Consider the following 25748-nt stretch of genomic DNA (forward strand, 5'->3'; position numbering starts at 1 on the left):
GACTGCGCGTGAACGACGGTCGGCCCCTCCCCCACCGGGCTCCGTGTCCCGCCGGACCGACCAGCGGCTGGCGTTCACCGCGCCACCCCGGTGACGGCCGCCCGCAGCGCCCCACGCTCACGCCAAGCCTTGGCGCCGAGGAAGACCAAGTAAGCGGCACCCGTCAGCTTGAGCAGCGTAAAAACGAGAACCGAGCGTTCCACGACCGCCCCGACTCCCAGAGCCACGGCCACGATCAGCACGTAGGCGCCGACCGTGTTTCCCACGACCGTGGTCAGCGCGGCGCGACGTCCCTGCGCCAGCGCCCGCCCGATCACGAACAGCACGCTCGGTCCGGGAATGACGATCAGCAGGAACGACATGGCCGCGAAGACGAGCAGACGGTCAGCAGACACCCTGAGGGTCATGGAAGCACGGGGAGGCTCACCCTTTCAGCCGTATTCTCCGTACGGGCCAGTGCACGTGCGGGCCGGGCCACTTCACGTTCCGTCGGCCGCGTCGGCTGCCGTGGCCAGGATCCGGGCCAGCTCGGCAGGCTGGGTGATCATGGGCCAGTGGCCCGAGTCGATGTCGGCGAAGTCGACGTGTTTGGCCCGGGCCAGCTCCGGGACGTCGCCGGCGTCGATGCACTCCTGAGCCTGAGCGGGCGTGAACTCCGGGCATACGACCACGACCGGGACGTCGAACCGCCGTTCGTCCGCCAGCCGCACCACGCCCTGGGCCACGCCTCGGGGTACGGGAATCGCGGCAGCCGCCAGCTCCCGCCGGGCCTCGTCGTCGAGGTCGGCGGCGTCCGGTCCCTCGAACGGGCCCCAGCCCGGGAAGGGCATGACGCCATCCCGAACCTCGAAGAAGTCGGCGTACAACTGGCCGTGGGAGGACGGGAAACCGCCGATCAGGACGACCTTGGCCAGCCGCCCCGGTCGTCGGTCGGCAGCCAGCCAGGCCAGCGAGCAGGCGGCGGAATGCCCCACCACCATGAGCCTGCCGGGCACGGCGTCCACCGCAGCGAGCAGCGACTCCAGCTGGTCGTCGAGCGTGGCGGACGTGGAGCCGTCCCCCTGGCCCGGGAGGGTGAGGGACACCGGGCGATGGCCGAGCGCCTCCAGCGCGGAGGCGACACGGCTCCACACGGTTCCGTCCAGCCACAGGCCGCCGATGAGCAGGATGTTCATGGTCAGTTCCCCTTCTTCCGCCGCACTCCTGTGCCGCACGAAGGTCACCGTAGGGGGAGATCCGGACGATCCACTGCCGGTTTGTACGGCGATCACCCGAGCGCCCGGCGAAGTCCCGGGCGAGCCAAGGGGGAACGAACCGTCCTGGGCGCGCGCCCTCGCCCACGGGCCGGGGATTCCCACGGACTCTTCCGCCCGGGCTCAGCGGAGCGGACTAGCCTGCCTGCGTGCCGAACGATCTCAGCCCCACCGCACGAGCCCTGCGCGCCCTGGAGATCATCCAGACCCGACCCGGTACGACGGCCGGTGAACTCGCCGAACGGCTGGGCGTCACGGAGCGGGCCGCGCGCCGCTACGTCGGGATCCTCCGGGAGGCCGACATCCCCGTGGAGTCGTCCCGGGGGCCGCACGGCGGCTACCGGCTGGGGCGCGGAACTCGGTTGCCCCCCGTGCATTTCACGCAGGCGGAGGCCCTCGGCCTGGTGATGGCCGTACTCAGCGGCCAGCCGGGCGCGGCCGACGCCGACGACCTGGTCAGCACCGCCCTGGGCAAGGTCGTCAAGGCACTGCCGGAGAGCGTCGGCCACCACGCGGCGATGCTGCGGGAGTACGCGTCGGCCGCACCGGACCCGTACTCGGCCCGCCCGGATCCGGCCGTCACCGGCGAGCTCGTCGATGCCGTCGCCGCCCGGGAACGCGTGTCGGTCACGTACCGCAGCGAGGCGGGCGACGAGTGGGAGGCGGAGGTCGATCCCTGGTCCCTCGTCGTCCGTTACGGACGCTGGTACCTGCTGTGCCACTCCCACCGCGCGAACGCGATCCGCACGTACCGGGTCGACCGGGTCCACGCCGTCCGGAGGACGGGGCACCCGTTCGAACCACCAGAAGGGCTCGATCCGGTGGCGGTGTTGGAGGAGAACCTGGGCCTCGGATGGGAGTTCTCCACGCGGGTGCGGTTCGACCTCCCCGTGACCGAGGTGGCCCCCTGGATCCAGCCGCCGATGGGCCGGCTCGAACCCTTGGGGGACGGCTGTGTGCTGGTCGGCAGCACGCGCAACCCGGCCATGTACGCGCAGGAATGGCTCGCGAGGCTGCCGTTCGCGTTCCGGGTCGAGGGCGGCGAAGAACTGCGTGCGGCGGTCGCGGCGCTCGTGACGCGGTTCACGGCAGCCGTTGCCGACCCTTCACGGCCCGCAACGTGCCGGAGCCAACCTCACACGGACTGCTCATGAGGTCGTCCATGCCTCCTAGGAGCTGTCCGGCCGATCCTGCTGCTCGTTAGGGTGCTCGCGTGGCGAAGACGAGCGTGAGTAACGAGACGGACAGCATGCTCTGCCTGTGGGTCGAGCCGTGGGGAACCGATCACTGGATGCGTCCGGGTGAGGAGTTCACCGTCGTGACACAGACAGCACCCGAGGAGTCCCCGTTCAATGTCGTCGTTCACAGCCAGGGCATCACGGTGTGGGTGAATTCGGCCAACGAGTCCGAGGTCTTCGACAAGAAAGGCAATCCGGCTCCATGTGGGCACCAGCGTCCCGCCGATGCAGGCTTCTGAGGATCCACTCCGGCTCAGGCACGAAGCCAGATGCCAAGGGCTGCCGCTGTGGCCGTGCCGAGGTAGACGTACCCGCGCTTGTCGTAACGGGTGGCGACCGCTCGAGACTGCTTCAGCCGGTTGATGGCCCGCTCGACAGTGTTGCGCTTCTTGTAGCGCTCCTCGTCGAAGGCTGGTGTCCGCCCGCCACGTGAGCCTTTGCGCAGGCGGGCGGCCTGGCTGTCGACTTTCTCCGGGATCGTGTGCCGGATGCCCCGCCGTCGCAGGTAACCGCGGCAGGGGCCGTTGCTGTAAGCCTTGTCCGCCGCCAGGCTGTCCGGCTTCCTGCGGGGCCTGCCCGACCCGACGCGGGGAACGCGGATCTTCTCCAGGACGGGAATGAACTGGGTGCAGTCCGCCCATTGACCTGCAGTGACGATCAAAGACAGCGGGCGACAGCGGCCGTCCGCGCTCAGATGGAGGTTGCTGGTGAACCCGCCCCGCGAGCGGCCCAGGCCCTCGCCTCCCGCACCACCTCCACCAGGCGGGCGACCAAGCTCTGCCACGACGTCTCGTCCTGGCGTTCTACCTCTGAGGCCCCCTTTGATCCAGGGGCCGGAGGTGGGTCGGTGCGGGCGCCAGCCGCATGCTGATGCGCGCGGACGATGGTGGAGTCGACAGAGATGTCCCAGTCGATCTCACCGGCTGCGTCGGCTGCGGCCTGGACCTGCTGCAGCAGACGCTCCCACGTGCCGTCGGCCGACCACAGGCGGTGCCGCTCATAGACGGTCTTCCACGGCCCGAAACGTTCGGGTAGATCACGCCACTGCACGCCGGTCCCCACCCGATGTAGGATCCCGTCGATCACCTGTCGGTGATCCCGCCACCTGCCACAACGCCCGTTACTGACTGGCAGGAACGGCCGCAGCCGTTCTACTGGTGAAGAGGCAGTGTCCCGATCCTGCGCTATTCGGTGTCCTGCGGCGCGCACTTGTTCCGTTGCTGTCGTATTTCTGTGGCCAACGGTCACGGCCAGACAGGGTTCGCTGAACTGCTAGGCCAGGTAAGCAAATTGGGGCCCTGGGACCTTGGGGCATAGGTTGACGGCATGGTGGAGGGGGCGAACTCCGCGGCGCAGACCATGCCGCAGGAGCAGCATACGAGGGGGCGGCATGCCGCCCGGCGGAAGAAGGACAAGGGCGGGCTGGCTCGTTCGTCTTTGCTGATGGCTGTTGGCACGGTGGTGTCACGGGCGACGGGGCTGATCCGTCAGGTGCTGCAGGCCGCGGCGCTGGGAACGGGCCTGCTGGCCAGTACATACAACACTGCGAACACCGTGCCGACGAGCCTGTACACGCTGCTGATCGGGGGTGCGCTTAATGCTGTGCTGGTGCCACAGCTGGTGCGGGCTCGGACGACGGAGCCCGACGGCGGACGGGCCTACGAGCAGCGTCTGGTCACGCTCGTGGTGTGCGTGCTGGGCGTGGGGACGGCGCTGGCAGTGTGGGCGGCGCCGCAGATCGTGGGCCTGTATATGCGGGACACTCCTGACAGTCATGAGGCGTTTCAACTGACGGTGACGTTCGCCCGGTTCCTGCTTCCGCAGATCTTCTTCTACGGCCTGTTCAGCATCTATGGGCAGGTGTTGAACGCCCGCGAGAGGTTCGGCGCGATGATGTGGACGCCAGTGCTGAACAATGTGGTGCTGGTCGGCATGTTCGCCGCCTACCTGGGGCTGATGGCGGTGCCCGACCGGGTTGAGGACATCACCGCCAGCCAGGTGCGGCTGCTGGGGATCGGGACGACGGCCGGCATCGCCGTGCAGGCCCTGGCTCTGATCCCATTCGCGCGGGCGGCGGGTTTCCGGTTCCGGCCGCGGTTCGACTGGCGGGGCACCGGCCTGGGCAAGAGCGTGCACGCGGCGAAGTGGACGCTGCTGTTCGTCCTGGCCAACCAGGTCTCCCTGACCGTGGTCACGAACTACGCCAACGCTGCCGACCAGGAACTGCCCCAGGCCGGCGCGGGCTACTCGGCGTACACCTACGCGCAGACCATTTGGATGCTGCCGCAGTCGATCGTGACCGTGTCCCTGGTTACGGCCCTGTTGCCACGCATGAGCCGGGCTGTCGCCGAGGGACGTATCCCGGATCTGCGCGCGGATTTGTCCCGAGCGCTGCGGATCAGCGGGGTGGTCATCGTGCCTGCTGCCTTCCTCTTCCTCGCCCTGGGCCCGCAGATCTCCTCGCTGCTGTTCGCCCACGGTGCGGCCGACGCCGCCTCGGTCCGCCCGCTGGGCTACATGCTGCAGGCTTTCGGGCTCGGGCTTATCCCGTTCTCTGCCCAGTACCTTCTGCTGCGCGGCTTCTACGCCTTCGAGGACACACGCACGCCGTTCTTCATGGCGGCGTGGATCGCGGCCGTGAACATCGCCCTGGCCACGGCCTGTCATCTGCTGCTGCCTGCCCGCTGGGCGGTGGTGGGCATGGCCGGGGCCTACACCCTCTCCTATGTGGCCGGCCTCGCACTCACCGCGTTTTTGCTACGCAGGCGGCTCGGGGGCCGTATCGACGACGAGGGCCTGCGCCGCACTTACCTGAAACTGTTTTGCGCTGCGGGTCTGGCTGCTGGGCTGGGCTGGGCCGCAGCGCGTGCATGCGCTGGACTGGGAGGTGGAACGTGGCCTACTGCTGCCGCATTGGCTGCCGGGGCGCTCGCGACAGCCCTGGCATACCTCCTTCTTGCCCGTCTGATGAAGGTCAACGAGCTGCGTCGCCTGCCCGGGATGCGTTGAGTCCAGGCAAGCGACGCAAGGGAGCGTGTCTAATGGACGGCCCTGCGCGCGGCTGGCGATGTAGTCGGTCCAGTTGCGCTTGACGAAGTTCCTCCACTCCGGCAAGAGCCCCAGTCCGAGAAACCGAGCTTTCCGGCGAACAGCCATGGGATTGTGCGTGGTTGCTACTGAGACCCATGGACTTGGGCAAGGCAGCCGCGTCTCACAAACTGACGTGCGTTGCACATTGCCGTCCGTGCACACTCCACGCATGGGTGCTGACATCGTCGTATCGCTTCAGGAGAAGGCTCTGCTGCATGTCGCGGCTTCATGTGGAGGAGGGCCGCTCGCTGGGGATCTCCGGGTGACGATGCATTTTCATCCCGATCGTCCCGCAGGAGATCGTCCGATCCTGGCCCAGATGGTGGAAGACGGTGTTTACCGGTCGCAGTTCGTGACAGGCACAAGCAACGGTGGTCTGACCGCTCACCCTGGTGGAGACCGGTGGCGTTGGGAGAGTCGTATCTTCGGCGGTGCGTACGACGAGGCCCCGGCTGACCAGCGCCCCGTATACGGGGCGCTGAACTACCGCCGCGATCCGGTCGGTGGTGCTCCGCGGTTCGGCTCTTCGTACTTCAGACTCAACACCGAGACCCTGAGACGCACCACGTTCTGCTATCCCGACAGTTCGACCGAGCCTTCCGACTTCGGCATAGCAGACCGCTGCTCGCTCATCGAGCTGGCACAGGCGGGCAAGTTGGATGCCCTGGACTGTCACATTGAGGCGCAGATTCACGGACGGGTCAGGTTCGACTGTGACGTCGAGGCGCTGGTGTTGGACCCGAGCTATCGGTTGCGTCCAGGGAAGTGGTGTACGGGTTCGACCTGATCCGGGGGTTTGCTCCGGCATCGGGGTGGTGCCCGCATAGACGAACGGCCACCGGCTGATCTTCGAAGTGTCGAAGCCTCGAAGGAGATCAGCACGATGACCGCACCTGACAGTGTGCCCTTGCACGCCCTCGCCGAGGACAACCTCGCCGCGGCGAGTCCCGATCTGCTGCGCGCGATGGTCAAGACGTTTGCCGACGCGCTCATGTCCGCAGAGGCCGATGCCCTCTGCAACGCCGAATACGGGCAGGTCAGCGACGAACGCGTCAACCACCGCAACGGATACCGCCCACGCGAGTGGGACACCAGGGCCGGCACCGTCGAACTCGCCGTCCCCAAGCTGCGCCAGGGCAGTTACTTCCCGCACTGGCTCCTGGAACGCAGGCGGCGGGCCGAGCAGGCCCTCATCTCGGTCGTCGCCACTGCCTACCTGCTGGGCGTCTCCACCCGCAGGGTCGAGAAACTCGCCGAGTCTCTCGGTGTCACCCAGCTGTCGAAGTCCCAGGTCAGCGCGATGGCCAAGCACCTGGACGAGCAGGTCGCCGCGTTCCGCAACCGGCCTCTGGACGCTGACCCCTATACGTTCGTCTGGGTCGACGCACTGACCCAGAAGATCCGCGAGGGCGGCCGCATCATCAACGTCCACGCGCTGATCGCGGTCGGCGTCAATGCGGACGGACACCGCGAGATCCTCGGCATCGACGTCGCCACGGCCGAGGACGGTGCGGGCTGGCTCGCCTTCCTGCGCTCGCTCGTCGCCCGCGGCCTGTCCGGCGTCCAACTGGTCGTCTCCGACGCCCACGCCGGCCTGGTGAACGCGATCGGCGCGGTCCTGCCGGGCGCATCATGGCAGCGATGTCGCACGCATTACGCCCGGAATCTGCTGAGCCAGGTCCCCAAGTCCGCCCAGCCATGGGTGGCCACCCTGCTGCGAACCGTCTTCGAACAGCCCGACACCGACGCCGTGAGGGCCCAGATGCGACACGTCCTGGACGCCCTGGAAGCCAAGTTCCCCAAGGCAGCAGCCCACTTGGACGCCGCTCAGCACGACCTGCTGGCCTTCACCGCGTTCCCGCGCGAGTTCTGGCGGCAGATCTGGTCGAACAACCCGCAGGAGCGACTGAACAAGGAGATCCGCCGCCGCACCGACGTGGTCGGCATCTTCCCCGACCGCACAGCAGTCATCCGGCTCGTCGGCGCGGTCCTGGCCGAGCAGAACGACGAGTGGACCGAGGCCCGCCGTTACATGGGCCGTGAACTCCTCGCCAAGGCCCGCCTCCACCCGATCGAGTCAGAAAACGACGAGACCACCCTGCCCACCGAACTCACCGCATAGCCTCAAAACGAGATCACCGAGTGGCCGTCGATACACCACTCCAGCGGACGTGACCGAGCTATCGCGGCACAGAGGTTGAAGTTGCAGCTCATCGCCTCCCGTGCCCAATCGAATGGCATCCAGGTTTCCGGCTCAGCGTGGCTCGACTACGGCGTCACTCAAGCTACCGAGGACAGGAATACGTTGACCTGGGTGCTGAGATCGCCGTCGATGGCCTGCTCAACCCGAAGGTCATCGGGGATGCCGCCCGCACTGGCCGATACGGCCTTCAGGACCTCAAGAAGGTCTGGCACTGCCTGGCGCGCTTCGGAGTACGCACACCGCCTGCTGAGTAGTAGCGCCCCCTCGGAGCTGGCCAAACAGGCTCGTTGCCGCGGGATTACCTGATAGAGCGTTACTCGGTAGCTCTGAGGGCCGCGAGGTAGCCGGCCCAGCTGTCCTGGGCCAGGGCTGCCCACTGAGTGGCAGTGTTCCTGTGTATCCCGAACAGGTCGCACATGATGATCGGCGGAAGTTCACCGGCCATGCCGAACAAGGCCGTGTTGCGGGCCGCTAGGGTGGGCAGACCGTGCTTCGCGTGTCTCGCACGCGGTCGACCTTGCCACCCTTGTGACAAGAGTGACATATCGCCCCGCGCGCAACCCTGGACAGCGATGCGCGACAGCCGCGAAGCAGCTGATCAAGGCGAGGGCTGGCAAACTCATCACCGCACTGGTCGATCAGGACCGGGGCCGAGGGACAGTCGTATGGCTGCCGCATGCCGAGGTGCCCCAGAACTCGGATGTCCTGGGGCACCTCGGGGATCGCGGGTGCCCGATGATGCCTTCACCGGCGCCGCCCTGGAAGAGCTGGCGGCGCGAGTGCATCCGAACGGGGTCGCGGTCGTGCCCGGACCTGGTAGTCCGACACCTGGGCCTCCCCACTGCCCGCCGCGCCGTGCTCGACCGGTTGGCCCGCGGGCCAACGGGGGTTCGGAGTGCCGTCATCGTTCATGTGCGCCCGCCGCCACAGTGCCTTCCAGCTGTACGGGGTCTCCGGCACGAGCTGGTGCCGGCGCCCGCACGGACACTGCGTCGGCGCCCACGCGCAGCGGCCGCACAGCTCCACCCATCCGTGCCCGGTCGAATGCGGCTCCAGCGGTTCCTCGTCCCCGCACGCAGGGCAGCCCGGCAGCTCGGCGCCGTCGAGAAGCGCGTTCTGCCGCCGGACGTACTCGGGCAGCCGCAGAGGCGGGTGGCGGAACGGCTCGTCGTACCAGGCGCGCTCCGATCCCTCCCACCAGCTCCGCAGCCACCACGGCCGAGGGTCCGGCACAGCCCGCCGCCCGGAACCCTTCTCCGCCCGGCACTGCCCGGCATACTCCCTGGCCCGTACGAGCCACAGCACCCGCGCCTCGTGCAGTTCCTCCACGGCCCGCACCAGCGCGTCCGGATCGGCTTCCAGCCGCCGGGGAATCGCGGCGCTGAGCGTGAGGTGGTGGTACGTGGCCCGCAGGCCGTAGGGCGCGAAGACGGTGAGGCAGGTCCGCAGCGCGCTGTGCCTGCGGTGCAGGGGGACGTCGGCGTCGTGCACGCGCGCCCGGTGGGTCAGGAAGCTGGTCACTGGGTGAGTTCCAGGTCCAATGCCCGGGCCAGGGCTGCGGTGACGGCGTTGGCGTGCGGTGGCAGATGGTCCGCGGCCCAGCTTCCGGCGAGGTCGTGGAAGTCCCGCAAGTCCTGCTGAGCACCGATGACCAGTGCGCGCACCTCGTCCACCGGCAGCTCGATCACCGGGCTGCCGTCCCCCGCGTGGACGTCGAGCGTCAACCGGACGGTGTCGCCGACGCGTTCGGCCATCGAGGACGGGTCGTGGCCGAAGGAGGCCCAGCCGGTGCCGTCGCACACCTCCAGCAATTCCCGCCAGGTCTCCAGGCCGTTGCAGCAGCCCGGGTCGATGAAGACGGTACCGGTGGCGTCGTCGGTCACCCGGAATCCGCCGGCGGCGAACAGGTCGGGCATGGTGAGCATCCCGTGCAGGAACGCGCCGATCGGGTCGCTGGGGCACGGCCCGTGCCCCTCCTCCGGCTCGAAGTCGTTGCACTCGGCGATCCGCATGATCGCCGTCCCGACCTGCTCCGGAGTCAGCTGCCCGTGCAGCGCGAGACAGCCGTACGACTCGTGCTCGCCGGTCGGCCAGAGCGCGAAGCCGTCGGCGGCGACGATCTCCAGGACGGGCTGCATCACGATCACACGGCGATGATGCCGGACCCACTGCCGCACCGCCACGGGCTTTCGCTGCGGCACCGGGCTCACGGCGGGCTCTGACCCCACGGGGCCCAGGGGTCGTTCAGGCTGTGGCGGCGGGGCGTACGCCCTCAGCGGATGCCCTTCTTGCTTCGGGATGCGGGCACGTTCTCTGCCCTGGGAGGACCATCCTGCGCTCCCTGTTTTTCTTCGCCCTCAGGATCGACCGGTCAGGAATTCGCGGATGGCGGGAGCCGTGGCGCGGGCGAGGTCTTCGGCGGTGATGAGGTCGTCGCCGATCGGGATCATGGCCGGCCGTCCGTTGGGGAGGGGCTCGGCGGCTCCTTCGGCGAGAGCGGTGGGGTGGCGCGGGTCGGTGCCCGGGAAGACGAGGGTCGGTGCGGTGATCGTCGCGAGTTCGTCCATGCTCCGGAAGGAACGGTCGTGGCCGATGGCAGCCGCGGCCACGATGCTGGCGGGGTCCGACCGGGGGATGGCGTCGCGCACCATGGCACCGACCACGGGAGGGAATCCGGCGAGGATGAGCTCCCAGCCCGCCTCGATGCCGTCAGCCTCGACGCGGGCGGCGAACTCGTCGAGGAAGCGGATCTCGGCCTGCTCGGCCTCGTCGTCCTCGATGTCCTCAACCCCGATGAGCACGGCCGCCAGGACCCGCTCCGGGTACCCGGCGGCCGTCCGAAGCGTGATCGTGGAGCCCAGGCCCGCGCCGGCCAGTGCGGCACGGGCGATGCCGAGGTGGTCCAGGAGCCGCATGACGTCGTCGACGTACCGGGCCCAGGTATGGCGGGCCGGGTCCGTGCAGACCGACCAGCCGTAGCCTCGCAGGGTCGGGCCGTACCACCGTGCAGCGATCGGCAAGACGTTCGGCCAGCGGGAGCATGCTCTTGTGGGCAGGGCCGCCGGCATGCAGGAGAACCAGGGCCTGCCCTTTTCCGGTGACGGTGGCGTACAGGGTGCAGTCGTCGACCGCCTGGTAGCTGATCTCTTCCATGAGGTGAATCCAGAGCGGCCACAACAGTGTTCGGTACGGCCGTCAGTTGAAGGCGTCGGTCATGCAGTCCGCACGACAGTCGGCGGCCTCATACCGCTGACGGAGGGCGGCGGCCACCTCTTCGCGCTCCTCGAAGAGATACCCGTAGTGCTGGTACGCCACCCTGGTCACGTCTCCGACCGTGACGATGGCCGGTTCGCCGCGGGCGGCCCGGCGGCGCGCTTCAGCGATGGCCATGTCCGCAGAACACAGCAGATTCCTCGAACGGTCCCGGCGCACGGCCGCCTGGGCCCGCTTGGCCGAGAGGGGGCGCAGGACACCTCCCCTCCAGACGCAACCGACAGCGACAAGGACGAGACCGAGCACTATGAACAGGAGTCCGCCGAGGTCGAATTGCATCTGTCCAGTCTTCACCATGCGCGTGAGAATCGTCATGCCCGCGTCGGCGTGACCTCGCCGATTTTCGCGGCACCTCGGTGTCCGTGGGGCTGAATGTCGTCGATCGCCGCAGGACACACCGCCTGGCGGCCCTACCAGCGCTCAAGGACGAAGCGCGCATTCATCGGCTGGAGTGCGAGAGCCGGTCGCGGACGAACGGCGGCGGGATCGTTCAGGCGCAACCGGTATGCGGACCAGATGGCGGCCAGCAGGAGTACGCTCTCCACGGTCGACAGGGCGGCCCCCACGCAGGTACGTGGACCGAGCCCGAAAGGAAAGTAAGAGCCCCGGGGGACTTCGGACGTCTCTTTCCCGAGCCAGCGTTCAGGAATGAAGGAATCGGCATCGCGCCAGTACCGCGAGTCGCGGTGATTGATCCACTGACTCACGGTGACCGTAGTGCCTGCGGGGATGAGGTAATCAGCGAAGTCGACATCCACCCGGGCGTCCCGGCTGGTGATCCAGACGGGCGAATACAGGCGGAGAGATTCCCTCAGCACCGCGTCAGTGAAAGGTAGAGCATTCAGCATTGCCATTCCGTCGGCATCTCCCGCGTACGCCTTTTCCGCTTCACTGTGCACGCGTTCCGCCGCTTCCGGATGCCGGGCGAGCAGAACACTGGCCCACACGACGGCGTCGTTGGTGGTTTCGAATCCAGCCATCAGCAGGGTGGCCAGTTCGTCACGGATCTCGGCCTCGCTCGGCGCCGGGGTGTCGTGCAGCAGCGCGTGCAGGACGGGCGCCGCCTCGGGGTCCGCGGCCTTCGGGGAGGCCGCGACTCGCTCCAAGGTCCGCAGGACACGCTTGAGGTGACGGCGGATCCGTAGCTTGGGCGGTGTGGGCACCCACTCCGGCAGGACCACCGGGGATGTGGACAGGTCCATGATGGGGGCGACGAGTCCGGCGACATCGGCGATCTCCTCGTCCGTGTACTCCTCGCCGAACATCAGCCGCGTGACCAGGCGCAACGTGACCACGGAGACGTCCTGCTGGAGATCGCGCACCTGACCGGGGCGCCACGGCGCGAGCATCCGGTCGGCCTGCTCGCGCATCGCGGCAGCGGCGTCGGCCGACAGTTCGCGACCGAAGGCGCCGTGGATGCGCCTGCGGCGCACCTTCCATTCCTCGCCGTCGCTGCTCATGGTGGACAGCGGCAGTGACTGTCGGCGTCCCGCGCTCCGCGTCCCCGGACCTTGCTTGACGAAATCCGATCCTCGGTCGACCAGCATGCGCACGGCGTGCTCGGGCGACACCAGGAGGACGTTCTTGGGGCTGATCCGGACCACGTCGCCGTACTCGTCGGCGCAGTGGGTGAGAAATCCCAGCGGGTCCTCCGAGAAATCCGTCAGATTCCCGAGAACCCGGCCGCCGTCCGGTCCCGGCATCTCGGCCGTCGTGCGCACCGCCATACGCTCCCGCCCATGAGGAAATCACCCCGCCGCCATCACAGAGAAATACCGGGGTGCGAGCTTCTCCGCACCCCGGCCGCTCACATCGTCGTGATGGTCAGTAGTAGTTGTACGGAGCGGTGAGTCGGTCCTTGCGAGCAAGTCGCGCGAACACCGCGCCCGCGAGAAGCAGCTTACGCATGATGATGCACCTCCTGGTTTACCGCCCAGCGAAGTGGAACTCAGACACGGCGAGACTATGTATCGTGCACGCATCGGTCAAGGGTGCTAAATCGCCACAAACAGGGGAATCGGCCGGTGAATCGAAGGTTCCCTTTATGGAAATCAATAGCTTTACTGCACACCATCGCTGTCGCTGTATATGAGGTGATGCGCTGACACACACTGGTGGATCACGACGCCGCGAGGCACCCTCGGGCCGGCCCCAGCCCCGGCCCCTCCGCCAACCCCAACCCCAACCCCAACCCCAACCCCGGCCCCGGGGAGGGGCGGCCTGGCTCGTGCGCGGTCCTGTGGTCGTACGGGCACACGGGACGAAACTCGCGGTGCGTCAGGTCGCGTTGACCTGGCGGTCATCCGCACACAACCCTTCGTCCACCTCACGAGTCACATCCGCGTACACCATCGCCCTCCTTTCTCCTCCTTCGACTCCGGGAGTTCACCGTGCGCGCTCGCACCCTGGCCGCCACCGCCGTCGTGGCGGCACTCACCGCAGCCGGCCTCACCCTGCCGCTCGCCGGGAGCGCCGCGGCCGCGTCGGCCGCGCGGTTCGACTTCAACGGTGACGGATACACCGACATCGCGGTCGGCATGCCTGACGCCACGGTGGGCGGGAAGGCCAAGGCCGGTTACGTCAGCGTCATCTACGGCGGCCCGCAGAGCCCGAGTCAGTCCACCGGGGTCATCAGCCAGGCCGAGACCGGTGTACCCGGTACGCCCGAGGCGGGCGACCGCTTCGGTTCCTCCGTGGTACCCGTCGATGTCAACGGCGACGGCGTCTTCGAGCTCGCCGTCGGCGCGAGCGGCGAATCACTCACCTCCGACCAGCTCAAGGACGAGGGCACCATCACCGTCCTGGACGGCTCGGGGTGGAACGTCCAGGGCACCACGGTGGCCAGGGGGACCTCGGAGTACAGCAGCATCGGCCGCACCATCGCCACGGGCGACTACGACGGCGACGGCGACGCCGACCTCGCGTACGGCGAGAACAGCGAGGAGGACGGCGCGCTCCGCTTCCGCCCGGGCCCACTCACCGGCGCCCCCGTGACCACCACGACCTTGCGCCGGTACAGCATGGGCGGCCGCACCCTCGACCTGGCCACCGGCGACTTCGACGGCGACGGCCGGGACGACCTCGCCACGACCTGGCGGGCGCTGGAGGACTCCGGCACCTTCATCACGCGCTGGGACGACCAGGCCGAACCCCGCCAGTGGTGGACCGACGCCGACCGCGGCAGCGCGCTCGCCGCCGCGGACTTCGACCAGGACGGCACCGACGACCTCGCGGTCGGCCTCGTGCAGCCCAATCCCGAGTCCGGGACGACGCATTGCCAGGACCGTCTCGGCGGTGCGCTGCTGCTCTTCAACGGCTCGAAGACCGCGGCCTTCGGTACCGAGAGCGACTGCGTCACCCAGTCGAGCCCCGAGGTCGGCGGCAGTGCGGAGGACGGCGACGACTTCGGCGCCGCGCTCTCCGCCGGCGATCTGGACGGCGACCACCGCCCGGAACTGGTGGTCGGCGTCCCCGGTGAGGACGTGGGCACCGTGAAGGACGCGGGCGGATACGTCGTCATGAACGGCGCGGAGAACGGCCTCCACGGTGGTCTGGCCCGCAGCCAGAGCACGCCGAACATGCCCGGCGCTGCCGAGGCCGGCGATCGCTTCGGCGCCCAGGTCACCGTCGGCGACTACAACCGCGACGGCCTGTGGGACACGGCGGTGAGCGCGCCCGGGGAGAACGCCGGTGAGCCGAAGTCGGGTGGCGTCTGGTTCGTGCCGACCAGTGCCGAGGAGACCTACCCGCCGGGCAAGTCACTCACCCCGTTCGGCTTCGCGCTGCCCAACGGTGCCATCAAGTACGGCGAAGTGCTGGGGCACTAGGCCATCACGTGCGATGCCCGGTCCCTGCCCGAACACGGTCAGGGACCGCACGACCACGGAGTCACGCATCAGGAGCCACTCGCCCGGGCGAGGCGGGAGGGCACGGACCGGTCGATCCGCAAACGGCTTCCGGTGACGGACGTACTCGTTCTGCCGCCGTAACCCCACGCTCCCGTACAGACCGTACGACCGGTGTGGATCTGCCGTGCCCGTGAACAGTCGGGCGGTCGTCGCTCCCCGCCTCCCCTGGACTGCTTGGTCCAGTACGTGGTGACTCGCTGCACGACGATCATCCGGTCAGTGTCGCTGCCGGGGCGGGAGATCGCCGAACGGATTCCGATCGGAACGCAGCCGACTCCGGGACGGCCGTCCCGGCCGCAGAGGGAGAGGGTCACGCAGCCTGGCCACGTACCGCCGGTACGCACGCGCCTCGGGCGAGGTGTCCGCTACGGCCGCGAGGCGGTCGGGGAACAGGGGGCCTCCCGCGTGCGGTTGGGCGGGCTTGCCGAACTGGTTGCCATGCAAGCGGCCGGTGACCAGGCGGGCCCGGTTCCAGACCGACCGGGACCGTCCGGTCGGCAACCGGGTGCCTGGACCTCCGCGGAACCAGTCATTGCGGTGGTTACTGACCTGGAACCAGACCTCCCGGTTGTTCCCGAACAGCACGACACTCTCGCGCAGATCACGCACATCGGTGAACACGTCGAAGTCCCAGTCCCCCGGCATTCCTCCCCAGGCGTGCCGCCCACGGAGATGGCCCAAGAAGCGGGGTAGGTCGATCGTCGCGCCGAAGGGGACCAGCGCGTCGGCGTAAGGCTCGCCCGCGACGAAGTGGATCCTGAACTCCAAGCCGTACAGCCGCCCGCTGACCTTGTTCCTGATGTGGATCGAGAACGTGTGCGCGTCGCCATGGCTGGAGCGATGCGCGGCAGGGACGCGCCGACTCAGGTGTTCGAACGTCAGCGTTTCCCGGTCAGCGCACAGACCTGGGATCCGGTCGACCGATCCGTGCAGCAGATAGAGACACATCAGGTCCACCGGATGCGCCTCGTGCGCCAGCCGCGTGAAGAATCCCTCGGAAAAACCGTCCCGCACAGGTGTCTCCAGCCGTTCCGTCCTCTGCCACGTCGAGGACACGGGGCAAATCTACGGTCCGCACGGAGGTGACCCCCAGGCGGGCGTCGATCTGTGCGGCCTGACTGACATCATCGACCTGCGAGAGGCCACGGTGAGGCGCGCTCGGCCCTTCGACAACCGCGAACTGCGTTGCCACGGGGAGCTGTTCGAAGGTCTGATCGCCGGCGCATCTGTCCGGCCGGGGTACGCGGCCACGGAGCCGGGACCGCGGAAGCCGCTGGGATCCGACGAGGCCGGGCTTGCTGATCTCATAGAGGTCCGGGCTTGCTGATCTCATACTCGGATGGAGAAGATCCTGGACGTGGAAGCCTCACTCTCCGACCCATGGCTCGCGTACTTCGCCGACCGCGGGCACACCGGTGTCCGCCGTATCGGTGCTGGTGTCGAGGGAGTCGTCTACGCGCTGGGCCAGGGCCGGGCGGCCAAGGTGTGGATCGGTCGGCCAAAGGTCGACCTCGACCTGACCCGCCAGGTGTACGCGGACATCGCGCGGCACTCCCTGCCGTTCGCCACCCCGGAGATCTTCGGCGTCGAGGACCACGAGGGTGTCCTGGTGACGTACGAGCGTGAACTGCCCGGGGGCCCGTTGCGGGTCGACTCCGCGCACGCCGTCTACGAGCGCGGCCTGCCCACCCGGCACAAGGACGCACTCCTCGCCGTGCTTCGAGGCCTGGCCTCCGTGCCCGGCACCGACGCCATGCGTGCGTTGACGGTCCAGGGTGACGACCGTCCGCTATGGCAGGGCCACGACAGTTTCCGCGACGCCCTCGCGGCTTTGGTCGCCCGGGCCGCGGCCCGGCACGATGCTGCCCTGGCCGCCCACGTGCCGGACTTCGACAGGGGACTCGAACGCACACTGGAGGCGCTGCTCTCGCTCCCCGACGCCCCGGTGACAGTGATCCACGGCGACCTCGTCCCGCCCAACATCCACGTCGACGCGACCGGGCGGCCCGTCGCCCTGCTCGACTTCGGCTTCTGCACGACCGCAGGCGACCCAGCCTTCGAGGCCGGCGTAACCGCCGCCGTCCATGACATGTACGGGCCGTACGCCGCAGAGCACACCGCTGAGCTGACGGCGCTCTTCGCCCACGAGCTGGGCTATCCGTCGGCGACGCTCACCACCTATCAGGCCGCGTACGCGCTCATCACCTATGACCTCTTCGGCCTGGACGACCGCGACGGGCACTTCCGGTGGTGCGCACGTCAGCTCCACCGCAACACCGTGTTCAGCGCCTGAAGCGGACCTCTGTCACCGCTGATGGACCTGCTCAAGCGGAGTTCGCGGTGGTGGCCGAGCGAGCAGCGCCTTCGGATTCTAGGTGTTCGCGCAGCCACTGTTCCGTGCTGCTCACATGCAGGAGCGCGGCCGCCTGGCTGAGTGTGGCGTCTCGGGCGGCCAGCGCCTCGTAGATCGCCTCGTGCTCCATGACGGTCCTGGCCGCGACCTGCGCGTCGACCCGGCCTCGCCAGATGCGGGCGCGCAGCGTGCGGCCGGAGACGCCTTCGAGCAGTGCCAGCAGGGACTCGTTGCCCGTGGCCTCGACGACGGCGCGGTGGAAAGCCGCGTCGTGCGCGTTGAGCAGTTCGACGTCGTCGCGGGCCTCCCGCATCGCGTCGAGATGGGTCTTGACACCTGCCAGTTGCTCGCCGGTGATGCGGGTGGCGGCGACCCCGGTGGCGGCGGGTTCGAGCAGCCGCCGTACTTCCATCAGGTCCAGCAGCGCGCCTGCGTCGGCCTGGAGCAGTTCCACGGCACCGCCGAGGCCCTCCAGCAGGACGCTCGCCTGCAGACTGGTGACATAGGTGCCGTCGCCCCGCTTGACCTCCAGCACACGGGCGACCGCCAGCGCCTTGACCGCCTCGCGCGCCAGGTTGCGGGACAGCCCCAGCTGAGCCGCGAGATCCGGCTCGGGAGGGAGCTTCGACCCGGGCGGCAGCTCGCCGGTCCGGATCAGCTCACGAATCCGCTCGATGGCCTTGTCCGTGAGGGACACCGTGCCCCCTCTTGGTGCGTGTACGTTCCGGTACCTCTGGTCCGGTGAGACCCTCGAGGACGCGTCGACTGTGCGGTCCGGCCGCTCCGAGGGACCTGGTCACCGTCACGCCTGCCGAGCGCGCAGTTGATGATACTGGGACATGTGAACGGGAACCCCTCCCTGACGTGGGCAGGGGCCGACTCGACCTCGCCGGTGCCGCGCGGCGTGCTGAGCCGGACCGCAGCCGGCAGAGCGCGCCTGCGGGGGCCCGCTCGGCAGGCGGATCTGTCGTTCCGACCAGGAGTGGTCGCTGTCCAGCGGAGGCCTTCGGGCCGGTCTGCGTGGTGGAGACGTTCGGCGACGACGCGGACGCCGTGGCCGTCGCCAACGACACCGACAACGGTCTGAGCTGCGGCGTCATCACCGAGAACGCCACACATGGTCTGGCTGTCGCCCGCCGGATCCGTACCGGCATCGTGCACGTGAACGACCAGTCGGTGGCGGACGAGCCGATGGCCCCCTTCGGCGAGGTCAAGGCCTCAGGCTACGGGCGCTTCGGCGGCCGCCGGGGCATTGAGGCGTTCTCCACACCCGCTGGGTGACCATCGCGACCCAGCAGGCCCACTATCCGTTCTGATCCGTCCGCCCGTCGACGCCCCGGCCGGGGGCCGTCGACGGCTCCGAGCCCGCGGCACGCCCCCGTACCCCGATGCGAAAGTCGATCGGGGTACGGCCCGTGCGCTGTGTGAAGAACTTGCTGAACTGGGAGGGCGTGACAAAGCCGAGGCGGTCCGAGATCTGCGCCGCACTCTCGTCACTGTGCGCCAGCAGACGCTTCGCCTCCAGTACGACCCTGCGGTCGATGAACTCCTTCGCGCTGAGCCCGGCGCCCGACAGGGTCGCCCGGGCCAGCGTGCGCCCCGAGTAGCCGAGCATCTGGGCGTAGTCCTCCACCCGCCGGGTGACGGTGAAGTGCCGCTCGACCGTGTCCCGGAAGCGCACATAGGTCTCGTCGGGCTCCGGAGCGGGACCGTCGACCGGGCCGGTGAGGTGGGCCAGCCGCAGCAGGAGGACGGCGAGCAGGTGCCGCAGAGCCGCGATGTGCATGTCGAGAGGCAGGCGGCCGAGGGACCGGAACTCGTGGCTCAGGTGGTCCGCGGCCATGGCCACCGCCTCGGCGTCGGCCGCGCCGGGAGTGGTGACGACCGGTGCGTGCGGATCGTCGACCCTCGCCGCCGTCGCCGTGGCCGGGTCCAGCACGTCCTGCTGGAAAAGGATGAGGGTGCCCTCGGCGTGAGCGAGGTCGCGCGGCGCCCGACGCCACCTTCACCCTTGCGCGCGACCACTTCCACACCGAGCGGCACATCCGCGCGAGCGGGCTGGCTCACACCTTCCTCCGGGACAACCTCTACGCAGAGTTCGTCCCCGACCTCGTCGGCGCGGACGGTGCGATCCGCGGCCCGGCCGGCAGCGGGCGCGCCGCGTTCGTCGCCCAGGACGACATCGCCGACGCGGCCGCCGCGGTACTGTCCCGGCCGGACGACCACGCGGGCGTGACGTACGACCTGACCGGACCCGAGTCGCTCTCGCTGGACGACGCGGCGGCCGTCCTGTCCGAGCAACTCCGACGCGCCGTCACCTACCGGGAGGAGACCGTCGAGGAGGCCTACGCCTCCCGTGCCTCCTCCGGTGCTCCGGGCTGGCAGCTGGACGCCTGGGTGTCCACCTACACGGCCATCGCCTCCGGCGAACTGGACGGCGTCAGTGATGCCGTACCCCGCCTCACCGGCCGTCCCGCCACTCCCCTCGCCGACGTGGTCCGCGCCATGGCCCGCTGACGCACACAGCCACGATCATGTCGTGTTTTGAACATCAATGGTCGCCATAGTTCCGGGGACACCCCATGCCGTCGGCATAGTTTGAACACATCCCCCGCCGGGCCTTCGAACCGTCCCGGCCAGGTCCCCGGGGTGCTGGTGGTAGGTCTCGGTGGAGATGTGGTCGGTGAGTACCGAGGAGCGGCCGGAGACGGTGTTCTCGACCAGCGGGGTCAGGGCGTCCCGGTGCTGCAAGGAAGCCAGTCATGAGCAACGCGAAGAACACCGTCCCGCAGGCCGCCACCGAGCTCTTCGGGCCAAGGAACCTCGACCGTGGACCGCTGGGTAGCCGCGGACTACAGACAACATCGACGCCGCCGACGGCCTCGACGGCTTCGGGGCGGCCGCGGCAAGTGGGCCGAGCAGGGCAAGAACCTCGTCGACAAAAAGGTCCACCGACAAGGCTGCCGCGGCCGAGTCCCGGTCAGCGGTCCACCGCGGGCAGGTGGGCCAGGCCGGTGTCGGTCATGATGCGGTCGACGGTCTGCCCCAGGGCGCTGTCCGCGCCGATGACGGTCTCGATCCCGCCGGGCAGCAGGTCCCGGGGCCGGTACCACTCCCGCAACCGGGCTTCCTCGACGACATCGGCGATCGGTTTGGTGGCGTGCCGGGCGAGGGTCTCGTCGTACGGGACGTCCAGGTAGTAGCCGTGAGTCGGTCCCCGATGGTCGGCCCGGAGACGGGCGAGCATGTCGCCGTAACGGTCGGCGTACAGAATGCCCTCGACGACGACGTGGAAGCCCGCGTCGAGGGCGTAACGAGCCGTCAGGTCGATCAGGCCGATGTTCGCCGCGCCCGGCCGGTCGTGTTCGCGGAGCACGGTGCGACGGAGGTTGTCCTGGCCGACCAGCGCCAGGCCGCGACCGAACCTCTCCCGCAGGGCCTCCGCCACGGACGACTTCCCCGAGGCGCTGTTGCCGCGCAGCACGACCAGCCGGGTTTCCTCAGTGCCCACCATCACGACGATCACGCTACCGACGGCCGGCGACTCGGTGGAGACGATTTCCCACGCCGCTTCATCAGCCGCCATCCGGAGGGATCGCCACCGCACTCGAACAGTTTGCGCGCCCGGTGAGTTGACGCCTTGTCCGGCGTCCGCGTAGTCCGTCACACGGCACTGCCCGTCACCGCCGTCGTCGCGGTGGTGCCGACACCGGGGGCGGTGAGCCCTTCGGCCGGCAGTGCGGCCACGCTGTCCGCCGGGCGAGGCAGCCGGTGACGTCGGCTTCGGGGACGGGTGGGACGAGGGGGCGGGAGTCGGTGGCGAGGCGCGGGTGGTCGTAGTCGATGATGCGGCCGGTGGCCGTGGTGACGTGGCGCCGGCGGCGGTCGATCGCGACGGCGGGGTCCCGGGGCGGATACGGAGCCCGCGCGGTCGGCGAAGCCGTGCTCGTCGAGGAGCAGACCCGGGGGCTCGGTCCGGACGGCTGCGGGCTCCCGCTGTGTGAGGCCTCGTCACCGGATGCGGTGGCTCTCCCAGAACGGGCCGAGGTCCGCGTCCGTCGCCGCCTGGGCGGCCTTCTTGAAGGCGGCCGTGGTGGAGACGCCGTACCAGTGGTCCTCGGCGTACCGCTTGAGGAGCCGGGCCATGGTGTCGGCGCCGAGCGTGCGTTCCAGGTCTGCCAGGGCGCAGGATCCGGCGAAGTAGACGAGGTGGTACTCACCACGGTGCTCGGACCAGTACGCCATCGAGTTGGTCAACGCGGCCGTGTCGCTCGGCCAGGAGACCTCCGACCAGCAGTCACGGGTCTCCCACCCGTAGAAGCGGGCGTTGGCGTACTGGGCGAAGCTCTCGTCCAGCCAAGGTGAGGTGTACTCGTCGTTGCCGACGATGCCGTACCACCACTGGTGCGCCACCTCGTGGACGACGGCGCCGCCCTCCTCGGTGGTGCCGACCAGGACCAGGCCCGGGTACTCCATGCCGCCCCCGAAACCGCTGGTCATCACGAGGTCGATCTCGCCGTACGGGTAGCGGCCGAACTCCCCGCCGAAGCGGTCGATCGCGGCGACCGCGTCCGCGCGGTTGAGGCGTACTCCCTCGGCCGGGGTGTCGCCGGCCCAGTACGACTTCACGCGTACGCCCCCGGGCGTGGTCTCGGTGGCCGTGCGGAAAGGGCCCGCCGCCCACGCGAAGTCCCGCACCCGGTGTGCGACGCTCAGCGTGACCGTACGGCCGCTGCCGCCGGGGAGGGCCCGGGTGCGGCCGGTCGCGGGCACCTTCAGGGCCGTGGGGTGGTCGAGCCGGACCCGGAAGTCGCTCGCCAGGGCGTAGAAGCTTTCGCCGAGGGCCACGTACGGGTCGAGGTGCCATCCCCGCGCGTCGCGTACGGCGAGCACCGGGAGGGCGTTGCCGAGGAAGCGGTGGGCGCCCTCGCGGCCGAAGCGGGCGTTGCGGTCGGGCACGGTGAGGGAGACGTCGAAGGCCACCGAGGTGCGCTGCCCGTGCCCGAGCGGCCTGGGGAGGGCGATGCGCAGGGCCGTGCACCGCACGGTGAGCCGGCCCGGCGTGCCGCCGACGACGTTCGACACGGTGACGGGCGGTGGCGTTCCGGGCGTCCCGCACTGGTCCTCGCCGTTGCCCCACAGACGGAGGTACACCTCCCGCAGCGGCTGCCGGGCGGCGTTCCGGAACGACACCCGCTGCCGCCCCTTCCAGTGACTGCCGTCGCTGTCGGAGCGCAGGGACACGTCGTAGCGGGCGCGATCCGGCGTCGCGGCTGCGCCCGCCCCCGACCCGGCGGCCGCGCCGGCGTCCCGCGCACCGGGACCGACCACGAAGAGTTGCACCAGCAGAACGAGCAGGACACTCAACAGGCGGCGACCGGACGTGTCCGACCATGTGATCGACGGCGACATGCCATCGGATCCTGCCACAACTCGGCCTGAGGGGAAGCGACTTGGAGGCCGTGTCCGCGGCGCGTGTCAGTGCCGGATGCTTCCATGACCCCATGACCCCATGACCCCATGACCGCAAGATCTGGAAGAGGAGAAAGTCATGACACGTACGACGCCGCCGCGCCCCTTGGATGTGACCACGCTCTTTCCCGAGTTGGCCACCCTGTCCAGGAACGTCACTCGGCTGCATCCGCGTTCGGGTTCGCCGACGGTCGAGGACAGTTCGGTGGGCGGTCCGTTGCTGTGGCCTCGGGAGGAGCCGTGGCCGACGTGCACGCGGTCGCACGAGGTGTACGAGGTGGTGGAGCTGGAGGCGGTCCGCGCCGCCCATCACGTCACGGTCGCCTGGTGGTCCCGTCCGGAGGACGTGCCCCACACGCCCGAGGAGCAAGCGATCTTCGACCGGAACAGACCGAAGAAGGCCGACGGTCCCCATACGGATCCGGTGCCCCTGCTGCCGATCGCCCAGCTCTACACGCGGGACGTCCCCGGTCTGGACGGCCCCGACGGCACGGATCTGCTTCAGATCCTGTGGTGCCCGTTCATGGATCACGACGACGACATTCCGGCCGTCCATGTGCGCTGGCGCCGCGCCGACCAGGTCACCGCGGTTCTGTCGCCACCGCCGGAGCCGGCCGTGATCGAAATGGAGGACTACTGGCCCGCGCCTTGCGTCCTGCATCCGGAACAGGTGATCGAGTATCCGGCATTCGCCCAGCTCCCCGACGACGTACGCGCTCGGGTGCGCGCCTGGCAGGAGGAAACCGGGCACGACTACACCGAGTTCGCGGTGGCTCCGGGATGGAAAACGGGCGGCTGGGGGGCCGTCCACTCGGACGAGCGCGACGGTGGCCGGCCGGAACGCTGCGTGTGCGGGGCGACGGCCGAACCCCTGCTCACCGTAGGTCTCAGCGAATGGAACGGGAACAACAGGGGCGGCTGGCGCCCGATCGAGGACACCGATGCCGCCGACCGGCCGTGCTACCCGCCGGTGGGCGATCCGACCACGATCGACCTCGGCGACGAGCAACTGCAGATCTACCGTTGCCCGGAATCCTCCGAACACCCGCCTGTGACAGCTCGGGTGTACCAGACGCTGTATTACTGATGGTTTCAGAATGAGCCACAGTCGTCTGAACTGGTGGAGCCAGGCCAGGCCCGCTCGACGACCCTGGTCATGGACCGCCTTGGTCGTCGGCGGTGAGCCGCTGTTCCAGGTGGCTGAGCAGGTGGGTGCATTTCCGGACCGTGTCGAGGTCGTCGCCCAGGATAACGGCGAGCTCCTGTGCCCAGGCGGCGCGCAGCACCCGGAGGTTGGCCGCCGCGCGCTCGGTCGGGCGCACGGCGATGCCGCGGCCGTTGGTGGCGGCGCGGGAAACCATCCCCTTGCCCTCGAGGCTGCGCAGCGCCGTGCTGACGTTGGTGCGCTGCAGCCGGGTGCGGCGGGCGATCTCGCTCGGCGCGGCCCCGGGGTACAGGTCGACGACCCGCATCACCTGCCGCTCGGTCTCGGTCAGCGTCACCACCTGCGGGCCTTCCGGGGTCCGGGCACGCACCAGCCGGCCGACGTTGAGGATCAGGTCGGCGAGGTCGGCGAGCGGGCCACCGGCGTCCGCGCCGACGGCGTCTTTTGTGTCGCGGGGCATGGCACCATCCTACTGAGTTATGTCACCATAATTATATGCCCATAACTCATGATGATGCGCAAGATCGGCAGACGGTCGCGACGGCGGAGAGCACCGACGTCCCGAAGCCGGTGAACCTGGGGCGCCGGGCGCGGCTGGCACTGCTGCTCGGCTCGCTGAGCGCCTTCGGTGCGCTCACGATCGACATGTACCTACCCGCCATGCCGAGCATGGCCCACCAGCTGCACACCAGCGCGCCGCTGGTTCAGATGACCCTCACGGCGTTCGTCGTCGGCCTGGCCCTCTTCCAAGTAATCGTCGGTCCACTGTCGGACGCATGGGGCCGGCGCCGCCCGCTGCTTGCCGGTATGGCGCTGTACCTGGCGGGGTCGCTGTGGTGCGCGCTGGCGCCCACCGTCGGCTACCTGATCGCCGGCCGGATACTGCAGTCGCTGGGTGCGGCCGCGGGCACGGTCCTGGCGCGGGCCATCGTGCGGGACCTGTTCTCCGGCACCGCCATGACCCGGTTCTTCTCCACCCTCATGGTCGTCAACGGCGTCGCCCCGGTCGTGGCGCCCGTCATCGGCGGCCAACTGCTGACGCTCACCACCTGGCGCGCGGTGTTCCTGGTGCTCGCCGCCGTCGGCGCCGTCCTGCTGCTTGCGGTCGTCTTCGCGCTGCCCGAGTCGCTGCCGGACGCTAAGCGGGCGCCGGCCCACCTGCGCGCGACGCTGCGGACCTTCCGGACGCTGGTCACCGACCTCCATTACCTGCGGTACGTGCTCGCCGCGGCACTGATGTTCGCCGCCGTGTTCGCTTACATCTCCGGATCGTCGTTCGTCCTGCAAGACGCCTACGGGCTCACGGCCCAGCAGTTCAGCCTCGTCTTCGGCCTCAACGGTCTGGGCATCGTGCTGCTCGGGCAGGTCAGCGGCTGGCTCGTCGGCCGCGCCGCCGACGAGCACACCCTGCTGCGCGTCAGTCTGACCGTGGCAACCCTCGGCTCCGCCGGCGTCCTGACCTGCGCCGTGCTAGGCCTCCCGCTACCGCTGCTGCTGACCTGCCTTTTCCTGGTGGTGTCCATGCTCGGCATCGTGCTGGCCAACGCCACATCCCTGGCACTGAGCGGCCACGGCTCCGCCGCCGGAGCCGCCTCCTCCCTGCAAGGACTACTGCAATTCCTCGTCGGCGGCCTCGCCGCCTCCGCCATGAGCCTGCCCGGCCAGGTCACCGCAGTCGCCATGGGCACCACCATGGCCATCTGCGCCGCAGCCGCGCTGGCCGTTCTCAATGCCCGCCGTACGTGAAACACATGCTCATTTCCGGAGTTCCGGGGCTAGATGTCGGTGCGTTC

At 69.2% G+C, this 25748-nt stretch carries 21 protein-coding genes and 7 pseudogenes; 12 read left to right on the top strand and 16 right to left on the bottom strand.

The window, feature by feature from the left end; genetic code table 11:
• Positions 1-86: 86 nt before the first annotated feature.
• Together GWK25_RS34405 and GWK25_RS34410 are read right to left on the bottom strand one after the other, a co-directional pair.
• A pseudogene (locus GWK25_RS34405) lies at positions 87-407 on the bottom strand (LysE family translocator); the annotation flags it as partial.
• A gap of 72 nt (positions 408-479) precedes the next feature.
• Positions 480-1175 carry an alpha/beta fold hydrolase gene (locus GWK25_RS34410; protein WP_215457803.1) on the bottom strand — a complete coding sequence of 232 codons (696 nt, stop codon included), beginning with the start codon at positions 1173-1175 and terminating at the stop codon, positions 480-482.
• Between the two features lie 227 nt (positions 1176-1402).
• Between GWK25_RS34410 and GWK25_RS34415 the strand changes: the two genes are divergently transcribed.
• Together GWK25_RS34415 and GWK25_RS34420 are read left to right on the top strand one after the other, a co-directional pair.
• Positions 1403-2407, top strand: a complete 1005-nt coding sequence (locus GWK25_RS34415) for a YafY family protein (RefSeq protein ID WP_215455443.1) — start codon at positions 1403-1405, stop codon at positions 2405-2407.
• A gap of 59 nt (positions 2408-2466) precedes the next feature.
• Complete coding sequence (locus GWK25_RS34420) at positions 2467-2730, top strand: hypothetical protein (RefSeq protein WP_215455444.1); 264 nt, start codon at positions 2467-2469, stop codon at positions 2728-2730.
• A 14-nt stretch (positions 2731-2744) separates the two neighbouring features.
• Here GWK25_RS34420 and GWK25_RS34425 read toward each other — a convergent pair.
• Positions 2745-3679 (bottom strand): IS5 family transposase gene (locus tag GWK25_RS34425; RefSeq protein ID WP_374200707.1). Its coding sequence is split into 2 segments (ribosomal slippage): positions 2745-3304 and positions 3304-3679, totalling 936 coding nucleotides; the frame shifts between segments, so codons are not numbered across the junction.
• A 138-nt stretch (positions 3680-3817) separates the two neighbouring features.
• Between GWK25_RS34425 and murJ the strand changes: the two genes are divergently transcribed.
• The 4 genes and pseudogenes from murJ to GWK25_RS34445 all read left to right on the top strand — a co-directional run.
• Complete coding sequence (murJ, locus tag GWK25_RS34430) at positions 3818-5500, top strand: murein biosynthesis integral membrane protein MurJ (protein ID WP_215455445.1); 1683 nt, start codon at positions 3818-3820, stop codon at positions 5498-5500.
• Positions 5501-5849: 349 nt separating this feature from the next.
• Positions 5850-6332: pseudogene (locus tag GWK25_RS34435) on the top strand (DUF3626 domain-containing protein); the annotation flags it as partial.
• A gap of 132 nt (positions 6333-6464) precedes the next feature.
• Positions 6465-7703: an IS256 family transposase gene (locus tag GWK25_RS34440; RefSeq protein ID WP_215451739.1), complete on the top strand. Its 1239-nt coding sequence runs from the start codon at positions 6465-6467 to the stop codon at positions 7701-7703.
• A gap of 56 nt (positions 7704-7759) precedes the next feature.
• Positions 7760-8038: pseudogene (locus tag GWK25_RS34445) on the top strand (DUF3626 domain-containing protein); the annotation flags it as partial.
• 490 nt (positions 8039-8528) lie between these two features.
• On the opposite strand, the gene GWK25_RS34450 reads toward GWK25_RS34445, so the two are convergent.
• The 6 genes from GWK25_RS34450 to GWK25_RS44905 form a co-directional block, all read right to left on the bottom strand.
• The gene (locus GWK25_RS34450) at positions 8529-9305 is read right to left on the bottom strand and encodes a hypothetical protein (protein WP_308404384.1); all 777 of its coding nucleotides are present in this window, start codon (positions 9303-9305) and stop codon (positions 8529-8531) included.
• Complete coding sequence (locus GWK25_RS34455; protein ID WP_215457806.1) at positions 9302-9922, bottom strand: hypothetical protein; 621 nt, start codon at positions 9920-9922, stop codon at positions 9302-9304. Before GWK25_RS34455 ends, GWK25_RS34450 begins: the two co-directional genes overlap by 4 nt.
• Positions 9923-10141: 219 nt before the next feature.
• Entirely contained in the window at positions 10142-10804 is a 663-nt protein-coding gene (locus tag GWK25_RS34460) for an alpha/beta fold hydrolase (RefSeq protein ID WP_251829167.1), read from the bottom strand.
• A 175-nt stretch (positions 10805-10979) separates the two neighbouring features.
• Positions 10980-11174, bottom strand: a complete 195-nt coding sequence (locus tag GWK25_RS43980; RefSeq protein ID WP_251829168.1) for a hypothetical protein — start codon at positions 11172-11174, stop codon at positions 10980-10982.
• 293 nt (positions 11175-11467) lie between these two features.
• Positions 11468-12784 (bottom strand): cytochrome P450, encoded by a 1317-nt coding sequence (locus GWK25_RS34470; RefSeq protein ID WP_215455446.1) that lies wholly within the window; start codon positions 12782-12784, stop codon positions 11468-11470.
• A gap of 97 nt (positions 12785-12881) precedes the next feature.
• Complete coding sequence (locus GWK25_RS44905) at positions 12882-12965, bottom strand: cittilin family RiPP precursor (RefSeq protein WP_215457808.1); 84 nt, start codon at positions 12963-12965, stop codon at positions 12882-12884.
• Between the two features lie 482 nt (positions 12966-13447).
• Here GWK25_RS44905 and GWK25_RS34480 point away from each other — a divergent pair, with 482 nt between their 5' ends.
• Entirely contained in the window at positions 13448-14884 is a 1437-nt protein-coding gene (locus tag GWK25_RS34480) for an FG-GAP repeat protein (RefSeq protein ID WP_215455447.1), read from the top strand.
• A 123-nt stretch (positions 14885-15007) separates the two neighbouring features.
• Here GWK25_RS34480 and GWK25_RS43985 read toward each other — a convergent pair.
• Positions 15008-15121: pseudogene (locus tag GWK25_RS43985) on the bottom strand (GNAT family N-acetyltransferase); the annotation flags it as partial.
• A 60-nt stretch (positions 15122-15181) separates the two neighbouring features.
• Positions 15182-16021, bottom strand: a complete 840-nt coding sequence (locus GWK25_RS34485; protein ID WP_308404385.1) for a hypothetical protein — start codon at positions 16019-16021, stop codon at positions 15182-15184.
• A gap of 283 nt (positions 16022-16304) precedes the next feature.
• On the opposite strand from GWK25_RS34485, the gene GWK25_RS34490 reads away from it, so the two are divergent.
• The gene (locus GWK25_RS34490; RefSeq protein ID WP_215455448.1) at positions 16305-17258 is read left to right on the top strand and encodes an aminoglycoside phosphotransferase family protein; all 954 of its coding nucleotides are present in this window, start codon (positions 16305-16307) and stop codon (positions 17256-17258) included.
• A 31-nt stretch (positions 17259-17289) separates the two neighbouring features.
• Here the strand turns inward: GWK25_RS34490 and GWK25_RS34495 are convergent, their stop codons facing one another.
• Positions 17290-18015: a FadR/GntR family transcriptional regulator gene (locus GWK25_RS34495; RefSeq protein ID WP_215455449.1), complete on the bottom strand. Its 726-nt coding sequence runs from the start codon at positions 18013-18015 to the stop codon at positions 17290-17292.
• A 302-nt stretch (positions 18016-18317) separates the two neighbouring features.
• Between GWK25_RS34495 and GWK25_RS34500 the strand changes: the two are divergent.
• Positions 18318-18634, top strand: a pseudogene (locus GWK25_RS34500) (aldehyde dehydrogenase family protein); the annotation flags it as partial.
• Here the strand turns inward: GWK25_RS34500 and GWK25_RS34505 are convergent.
• Positions 18622-19302: pseudogene (locus GWK25_RS34505) on the bottom strand (helix-turn-helix domain-containing protein); the annotation flags it as partial. The pseudogenes GWK25_RS34500 and GWK25_RS34505 sit on opposite strands and share 13 nt — an antisense overlap.
• Positions 19303-19304: 2 nt before the next feature.
• Here GWK25_RS34505 and GWK25_RS34510 point away from each other — a divergent pair.
• Positions 19305-19835, top strand: a pseudogene (locus tag GWK25_RS34510) (SDR family NAD(P)-dependent oxidoreductase); the annotation flags it as partial.
• 463 nt (positions 19836-20298) lie between these two features.
• On the opposite strand, the gene GWK25_RS34515 reads toward GWK25_RS34510, so the two are convergent.
• A complete protein-coding gene (locus GWK25_RS34515; RefSeq protein WP_215457810.1) occupies positions 20299-20832 on the bottom strand; it encodes an AAA family ATPase in 534 nt (177 codons plus the stop codon).
• Positions 20833-21329: 497 nt separating this feature from the next.
• Positions 21330-22730, bottom strand: a complete 1401-nt coding sequence (locus tag GWK25_RS34520) for a M1 family metallopeptidase (protein WP_215455450.1) — start codon at positions 22728-22730, stop codon at positions 21330-21332.
• A 340-nt stretch (positions 22731-23070) separates the two neighbouring features.
• Between GWK25_RS34520 and GWK25_RS34525 the strand changes: the two genes are divergently transcribed.
• Entirely contained in the window at positions 23071-23877 is an 807-nt protein-coding gene (locus GWK25_RS34525) for a hypothetical protein (RefSeq protein WP_251829169.1), read from the top strand.
• Between the two features lie 67 nt (positions 23878-23944).
• Here the strand turns inward: GWK25_RS34525 and GWK25_RS34530 are convergent, their stop codons facing one another.
• Entirely contained in the window at positions 23945-24415 is a 471-nt protein-coding gene (locus GWK25_RS34530) for a MarR family winged helix-turn-helix transcriptional regulator (RefSeq protein ID WP_215455452.1), read from the bottom strand.
• A 35-nt stretch (positions 24416-24450) separates the two neighbouring features.
• Between GWK25_RS34530 and GWK25_RS34535 the strand changes: the two genes are divergently transcribed.
• Positions 24451-25701: a multidrug effflux MFS transporter gene (locus GWK25_RS34535; protein ID WP_215455453.1), complete on the top strand. Its 1251-nt coding sequence runs from the start codon at positions 24451-24453 to the stop codon at positions 25699-25701.
• The last annotated feature ends 47 nt before the right edge of the window (positions 25702-25748 follow it).

This window comes from Streptomyces sp. ATCC 21386 (genome assembly GCF_018728545.1).
GTDB lineage: Bacteria > Actinomycetota > Actinomycetes > Streptomycetales > Streptomycetaceae > Streptomyces.

Excerpts from the sequence above, each read along its gene's own strand:
- GWK25_RS34410 (WP_215457803.1), bottom strand. The coding sequence starts at position 1,175 with ATGAACATCCTGCTCATCGGCGGCCTGTGGCTGGACGGAACCGTGTGG.
- murJ (WP_215455445.1), top strand. The coding sequence starts at position 3,818 with ATGGTGGAGGGGGCGAACTCCGCGGCGCAGACCATGCCGCAGGAGCAG.
- GWK25_RS34440 (WP_215451739.1), top strand. The coding sequence starts at position 6,465 with ATGACCGCACCTGACAGTGTGCCCTTGCACGCCCTCGCCGAGGACAAC.
- GWK25_RS34455 (WP_215457806.1), bottom strand. The coding sequence starts at position 9,922 with ATGCAGCCCGTCCTGGAGATCGTCGCCGCCGACGGCTTCGCGCTCTGG.
- GWK25_RS43980 (WP_251829168.1), bottom strand. The coding sequence starts at position 11,174 with ATGGCCATCGCTGAAGCGCGCCGCCGGGCCGCCCGCGGCGAACCGGCC.
- GWK25_RS34470 (WP_215455446.1), bottom strand. The coding sequence starts at position 12,784 with ATGGCGGTGCGCACGACGGCCGAGATGCCGGGACCGGACGGCGGCCGG.
- GWK25_RS44905 (WP_215457808.1), bottom strand. The coding sequence starts at position 12,965 with ATGCGTAAGCTGCTTCTCGCGGGCGCGGTGTTCGCGCGACTTGCTCGC.
- GWK25_RS34490 (WP_215455448.1), top strand. The coding sequence starts at position 16,305 with ATGGAGAAGATCCTGGACGTGGAAGCCTCACTCTCCGACCCATGGCTC.
- GWK25_RS34515 (WP_215457810.1), bottom strand. The coding sequence starts at position 20,832 with ATGGTGGGCACTGAGGAAACCCGGCTGGTCGTGCTGCGCGGCAACAGC.
- GWK25_RS34520 (WP_215455450.1), bottom strand. The coding sequence starts at position 22,730 with ATGTCGCCGTCGATCACATGGTCGGACACGTCCGGTCGCCGCCTGTTG.
- GWK25_RS34530 (WP_215455452.1), bottom strand. The coding sequence starts at position 24,415 with ATGCCCCGCGACACAAAAGACGCCGTCGGCGCGGACGCCGGTGGCCCG.
- GWK25_RS34535 (WP_215455453.1), top strand. The coding sequence starts at position 24,451 with ATGCCCATAACTCATGATGATGCGCAAGATCGGCAGACGGTCGCGACG.